The sequence below is a fragment of the Klebsiella sp. ME-303 genome, from assembly GCF_007910085.1.
GTDB classification, from domain to species: Bacteria; Pseudomonadota; Gammaproteobacteria; order Enterobacterales; family Enterobacteriaceae; genus Klebsiella; species Klebsiella michiganensis.
Genome location: NZ_VOJB01000072.1, coordinates 1 through 5,754 on the forward strand (window position 1 = coordinate 1; position 5,754 = coordinate 5,754).

Sequence of the window (5,754 nt, forward strand, 5' to 3'; positions counted from 1 at the left end):
CAAAACGTGATGGTCAATAGGGCAGATGTCACCGCATCTGCCTTATTTTCTATACGATGTGTAACTCAATCCCGGTACTTTTTAATGCCTTCCGATGTTCTTCATTTATTTCGCTGTCGGTAATCACGCAGTTTATTTTCTCCATCGGTAGAACTTGATTGAACCCGCGGCGATTGAATTTGCTGGCGTCCAGCACGGCAATGACCTTATGTGCCGCGGCGGCCATGACGCCGCTGATGGAGTAACCTTCGTTGAAGGTGGTGATGCCGTTGGTGGTATCGATGCCGTCTGCGCCGACGAACATCAGATCGGCGCTGATGCCCTGAAGAGAACGTTCGGCGATGGTACCGTGCATGGAGTGTGTTTTGTGGCGTACGGTGCCGCCGCAGACCACCAGGGTGATATCTTTGTTTTCGGATAGCGTAAACGCCGCGGGCAGGCTGTTGGTAATCACCGTGATATTGGTCATACGTACCAGCGCCTCGGCAATCAGTAGGGTAGTGCTGCCGCTATCCAGGATCACCGTCATGCCTTCGCTAATCATCGCCGCCGCGGCCTGGGCTATCCGTTTTTTCGGATCGCTGGCCAACTGATAACGATCTTCAAGCACCACTTCCAGATTATCTCCTTCGGTCAAATTGCTGCCGGGCCTTGCGGCACCGCCGTGAAAGCGGGTGAGTAACCCTTTTTCTTCCAGTAAACGGAGATCGGCCCGGATTGTCACTTCGGAGATGCCAAAGAGATTCGAAAGGTCCAGCACCAATACGCTACCCTGCGCATTGACCATTTCGACAATTTTATTCCTTCGCTCGAATGAGTTCATATTAATTTGCCTGATAATTAACTGATCTTAGTGTAATCGAAGGGTAATGAAAGTTGAACGATAATTTTCGAAAGGTTATGTGAGCCAGCTCTGATTGCTGGCTCAGTTGGTCAGGAGAGTTTAAGCAGGATTTTCCCCTGCATCGGCGCACCGTTGAGCGCCTGGACTTCGCGGGCAAAGCTTTCGGCATCGCCGATGTGGGTGATAAGCGGGGCAAGCTGAATGCGTTTTTCCGTCAGCAGGCGAACCGCCGTTTGCCACTCTTTTCCAGGCCACGGGCCCGAGTAGTTCATCCAGCTGCCGACAATAGTCAGCTCTTTTCGAAGAATCTGGCCAAAGGTGGCGAAAGGCAGCGTTAAGTCATGGTGCAAGGTACCCACCAGCGCCAGCTGCGCGCGCGGTCCGGCGACCTCAATGCCCAGCGCCACGGTTTGCGGCGTACCGGCGGTTTCCAGCACCAGCTGGTCGAACTGAATCTCTTCCAGCGCCGTTTGAATCTGTTTGCCGCTCATCTCCTTGCTGTTAAAGACGTGCGTTGCGCCGAGCGTTTTTGCCAGCGCCAGCTTCTGCGGGTTGATATCGATTGCCGTAATGCTTTTGGCGCCCAGTTCGCGGGCGCACTGCAACGCCAGCAAACCGATTGTGCCTGCGCCAATAATAATGACGTTTTTCCCTTCGCAGCCCTGAGCCAGATGGAAGGCGTGCAGGCCGACGGTCATCGGTTCAATAAACGCGCCGTCATCAATCGGCATCTGGTCCGGCAGACGGAACAGGTTGGCGCGTTTGACCACCACGTACTGCGCATTTCCGCCTTCGCTGCGCGAACCGACAAACTGGTACTGTTTGCAGAGAGAGAAGTATTCGCGCTGGCACTGGGGGCAGTTAAAGCAGGGGAGCAGAGGCACGCAGGCTACCGCGTCGCCCGGCTGCAGGTCGGTCACCGCTGAGCCGTAAGATTCAACATAGCCGCTGAACTCATGACCCAGGGTGATGGGATAGTAGTGGGCGCCTTTGGCGAAGATGCGCGGAATATCGGAACCGCACAATCCGGAGCTGACGACTTTGACCAGGACATCGTTTTCCGTTTGTAGAGTCGGTATCGGGCGTTCTTCAACGCGCACTGTCCCCTCAGCATGGATAACCACTGATTGCATAATATTCTCCAGAAATGTCCGGGGAGCGGATGCTCCCCCTTGAGATTAAGAAACGCCCGGGCTTTGTTGCGCGACGGCGGCTTTCTCTGCGGCGGCGAAGCTGCGCGCCCGACGCCACGTCAACAGCACGCCGGCAACATAGATGACGCCGATAACCACAAAACCCACCACGTTTTGCCAGGTGAAGAGCTGAATGAGCAGCCAGGTAACCGGTGAACCGCCCTGGTCCATAGAGGCCACAAGGCCGCCCGTCTTCAGAGCCCCGGCGTTAGCCGCCAGCTGGGTATGCAGGCCGATGGTCTGCGTGGCAATCCATAGCGTTATCCCCATCAGGATGATCCCGGAAATCAGCGTGCGGAACAGGTTCCCCTGGTGTACCGCCACCGCCATGGCGACAAAGAATCCAATGGTCGCGAGATCGCCGAACGGCAGGACCTGGTTGCCCGGCACCACAACCGCGATCAGAATAGTTAGCGGAATAAAGATCAGGCTGGCCGATACGACCGAGGTATGACCAAGCAGCAGCGCCGGATCGAGACCAATCAGGAAATCCTGGCCGCCAAACTTCGCCTGCAGACGTTTACGCGCCTGTTTGGCAATCGGGTTCAGGCCATCCATGATAGGTTTGATGACGCGCGGCATCAGCAGCATGACGGCCGCGGTTTTCACCGCCAGCTGGAGGATGCCCTTCAGGTCGTAGCCCGCCAGCGCGCCGATGACCAGACCCATTACAAAACCGACGGTGACCGGTTCGCCAAACGGACCGAAGCGTTTCTGGATGTCGTCAGCGCTGAAGTGGATGCGGTTCAGGCCGGGAATTTTTTCGATAATCGTATCGACCAGCACCGCTATCGGCCCTAAATACGCCGAGCTACCGTGCGGAATAGCAATACCATCGAGGCCGAAAAAGTCGCGGGTATCCTTCGCAAACCAGTCGCCGAGCTTGTAGACGAAAGCCGCATGCACCACTACGCCAAGAATCCCAATCCAGTAAGAACCGGTCGCGATATGCAGCATTGCGCCGGTAAAGGTCATATGCCAGATGTTCCAGATGTCGACGTTCACGACGCGAGTCATTCGGGTGACCAGCATGAAAATGTTGACCGCGATGGCGATGGGAATCGCCACCAGCGCGATTTGCGAGGCCCAGGTCATCGGCGACGACCCCGGCCAGCCAATATCAATCACGTGCAGGTTAATCTGGAAATGCTCCGCCATCGCTTTCGCCGCCGGGCCGATGGAGTCGAGCATCAGGCCGATAACCAGGCCGATACCGACGAAACCAATCCCGATGTGCAGGCCTGATTTAAAACAGTCCCCGAGCTTCATCCCCAGTATTTTGGAGAAGATGATGATCACGATCGGCAGCATCACCGTTGGACCAAGGTCGAGGATATAACGCATGATTTCGCTAAACATGGGCGTTACTCCGTCAGGATGTTCAGGATTTTTTGCTGCAGTTCTTCAATGCCTACGCCAGAAATGAAAGGCATACCGTGAACCACCGGAATGTCGCCAAAGGTTCTGTCAACCCGGGCGGTGGTGCAGATGAGGTGCGCGCCGTCCATATAGGTTTCGATTTCATTCACCCGACACTGCACCAGGTCCAGCTCGATGCTGTGGTCCGCGCACAGATCTTTGATCTCTTCTGCGGCCATGGTCGAGGTGGCGACAGCGCCGCCACAGGCGACGATTACTTTACGTTTCATAGGGTACCCCTTTTATTATCAGTCTGTTATAAAGCCTGAGCGCTGGGCTCTGACTCAAGGATAGAGTGCCGAAACAGCTCGGGCAGCTGCTCCTGTGAGGCAGCCAGCAATGCTTCAAGCGTGTTCGGGTTCTGTAGCTCACTAAATAACCGGCGCAGCAGCTGTAGCTGTGCAGTCGGATTTTCTACAATCAGCGCGATGATTAACGAAACGTCGATTTCGCCGTCGTCGTCAGCTCGCTGAAAAGGGACCGGGTTGTCCGGGCGAATCAGGTAGATAGCCGGAGACTTCGCATGTACCGCCTCGCAGTGGGGAATCGCGACCGCGTGCTGCTCCAGCGCAATGCCTGTGGGGAAAGTTGCTTCTCGTTCGAGCAGCGCCAGTGGATAGCTGTCGTGCACAACGCCGCGCGCCAGCATCTCTTCGCCAATGTGCTCCAGCGCCTGCCGGCTGGAACTAAAATGAATGCCGGTACGAACAAACAATTGACTCATAAATCCTCTTTACTTCAGGCGATTTCGGATGAACAGCCGTAACGGTAGGCACGCAGCACATCCTGAATTTTGTCGAGGATGAGGTCGTGCGGCACGGCGGCGAGTTCGTTTAACGACAGTCGTTCAAACTGCACGGGCATATACTGGCTGATAAGGCCCAGCGGCAGCTTAGTTTCGGTCAGGTTTGCAATTAACTTTTCCACGCTCTGGCGAATACGCGGATGCGGCCAGTAGTAGCGAATGCGATCGGACAGGCTGAAGTGGATATCCACCATTGCCTGGCTCCAGGTCGGGCGGTAGTACTTCTTCCAGTAGCCCGGCTCGTTAAGCATTACTTCATCAATCACTTCCATCACGCGGCTGCGGGATTCCGGAGCGATCAGCTCATTTTCCATTTGCGCGAGGGCAAAAATGGCTTCGCGCAGCGCGAAGGTTAGCGCCGGGCCAACTTTCAGGATGGCGTAATGGTCGCGCACCAGCGCCCGGTAGGCCTGACGAGACTGGTAATCAGTCGAGTGCGCTTCGTAGACCATCGGCGTGCCTTCGATCCACGCGGAGAGCGCTTTGGCGGCCTCTGGCTGGTAATGAATAATTTGCGTATGGTCGAACTCAACGCCGGGCTGTACCACGATAGCGATGACGCGTTCCAGCGCTGCGTTAAGACCCAGCTTGCGGAAAGCGGCTTCATGGGTTTCCAGCGTTGCCGCCGCATCCTGGGCGCGGGTTACGTGGACGCTGCCGATGGTGCTGGCTTCGCCGCCGGGAACCGGAACTTCGGTGCCGATGACGTAGGTCAGATGGCGTTTCTGCGCGTCGGTTGCCGTCTCTTCCGCGGCCTGGCACAGGCGAGCGGCACGTTCGGCGACGACGGCCGGGTCCAGCGGTACCGGATCGTCAGCGCAGGACATTGAGGCATCGAGATGGATTTTGCTGAAGCCCGCGGCGACGTAGGCTTTAATCAGATCGACCGATTTTTCCATCGCTTCGGCGGCGGGTTCGCCCTGCCAGCAGTTTGGCCCGAGATGGTCGCCGCCAAGGATGATGCGATCTGACGGGAAACCGACTTCGTGGGCAATTTTATTCACGAAATCACGGAAGTCCGCAGGCTGCATTCCGGTGTAGCCGCCAAACTGGTTAACCTGATTAGAGGTTGCTTCGATAAGAACCTTGTTGTTGGTATGCAGATCGAAACGTAACGCGGCTTCGATAACCAGCGGATGCGCGGAACAAACTGAGCAGATGCCGATGTGTTCGCCAGCTTTGTGGCGGGAAATAATATCTTTCATTTAAAACCTCCGTTTTCTTTCGAATATATTCGTTATGTTTTGTTTTGCCCGCAAACTCCTTTGTTTTGATTTGTGATCAATCTCGAAAAAAAGAAAGATAAAACGTAATGTTACGAAAGTTAAAGATAAAAAAACGCTCTGGCGATGACGGCAGAGCGTTTTTAATTTATTGAAATTTAACTAAATATTCGTGAAATCCAGCTCCGTTTAGGCTTTTCTGCTGGCTGAACGACCTGCTGCGGTTGAGCGGCAATTTCGCCTAATCCGGCATTAAAGGCCGTACCGATA

General features: G+C 55.3%; 6 protein-coding genes and 1 pseudogene. All 7 read right to left on the bottom strand.

Going from position 1 to position 5,754, the window contains the following annotated elements; translation table 11 throughout:
* Nucleotides 1–49 precede the first annotated feature (49 nt).
* Nucleotides 50–823, bottom strand: coding sequence for a DeoR/GlpR family DNA-binding transcription regulator (locus tag FQK12_RS10760; protein WP_014226962.1), 774 nt, complete (start codon nt 821–823; stop codon nt 50–52).
* A gap of 110 nt (nt 824–933) precedes the next feature.
* Nucleotides 934–1,977: a galactitol-1-phosphate 5-dehydrogenase gene (gene gatD / locus FQK12_RS10765; protein WP_014226961.1), complete on the bottom strand. Its 1,044-nt coding sequence runs from the start codon at nt 1,975–1,977 to the stop codon at nt 934–936.
* A 45-nt stretch (nt 1,978–2,022) separates the two neighbouring features.
* Nucleotides 2,023–3,396, bottom strand: a complete 1,374-nt coding sequence (locus tag FQK12_RS10770; protein WP_014226960.1) for a galactitol-specific PTS transporter subunit IIC — start codon at nt 3,394–3,396, stop codon at nt 2,023–2,025.
* Nucleotides 3,397–3,401: 5 nt separating this feature from the next.
* A complete protein-coding gene (gatB, locus tag FQK12_RS10775; protein ID WP_004106023.1) occupies nt 3,402–3,686 on the bottom strand; it encodes a PTS galactitol transporter subunit IIB in 285 nt (94 codons plus the stop codon).
* A gap of 26 nt (nt 3,687–3,712) precedes the next feature.
* Nucleotides 3,713–4,180 carry a PTS galactitol transporter subunit IIA gene (gene gatA, locus FQK12_RS10780; protein ID WP_014226959.1) on the bottom strand — a complete coding sequence of 156 codons (468 nt, stop codon included), beginning with the start codon at nt 4,178–4,180 and terminating at the stop codon, nt 3,713–3,715.
* A 14-nt stretch (nt 4,181–4,194) separates the two neighbouring features.
* A complete protein-coding gene (gatZ, locus tag FQK12_RS10785) occupies nt 4,195–5,466 on the bottom strand; it encodes a tagatose-bisphosphate aldolase subunit GatZ (protein WP_014226958.1) in 1,272 nt (423 codons plus the stop codon).
* Between the two features lie 176 nt (nt 5,467–5,642).
* A pseudogene (locus FQK12_RS27630) lies at nt 5,643–5,754 on the bottom strand (HPr family phosphocarrier protein); the annotation flags it as partial.

Bases quoted from the DNA above. Each gene is read 5' to 3' on its own strand.
- FQK12_RS10760 (WP_014226962.1), bottom strand. From the start codon at position 823: ATGAACTCATTCGAGCGAAGGAATAAAATTGTCGAAATGGTCAATGCG.
- gatD (WP_014226961.1), bottom strand. From the start codon at position 1,977: ATGCAATCAGTGGTTATCCATGCTGAGGGGACAGTGCGCGTTGAAGAA.
- FQK12_RS10770 (WP_014226960.1), bottom strand. From the start codon at position 3,396: ATGTTTAGCGAAATCATGCGTTATATCCTCGACCTTGGTCCAACGGTG.
- gatB (WP_004106023.1), bottom strand. From the start codon at position 3,686: ATGAAACGTAAAGTAATCGTCGCCTGTGGCGGCGCTGTCGCCACCTCG.
- gatA (WP_014226959.1), bottom strand. From the start codon at position 4,180: ATGAGTCAATTGTTTGTTCGTACCGGCATTCATTTTAGTTCCAGCCGG.
- gatZ (WP_014226958.1), bottom strand. From the start codon at position 5,466: ATGAAAGATATTATTTCCCGCCACAAAGCTGGCGAACACATCGGCATC.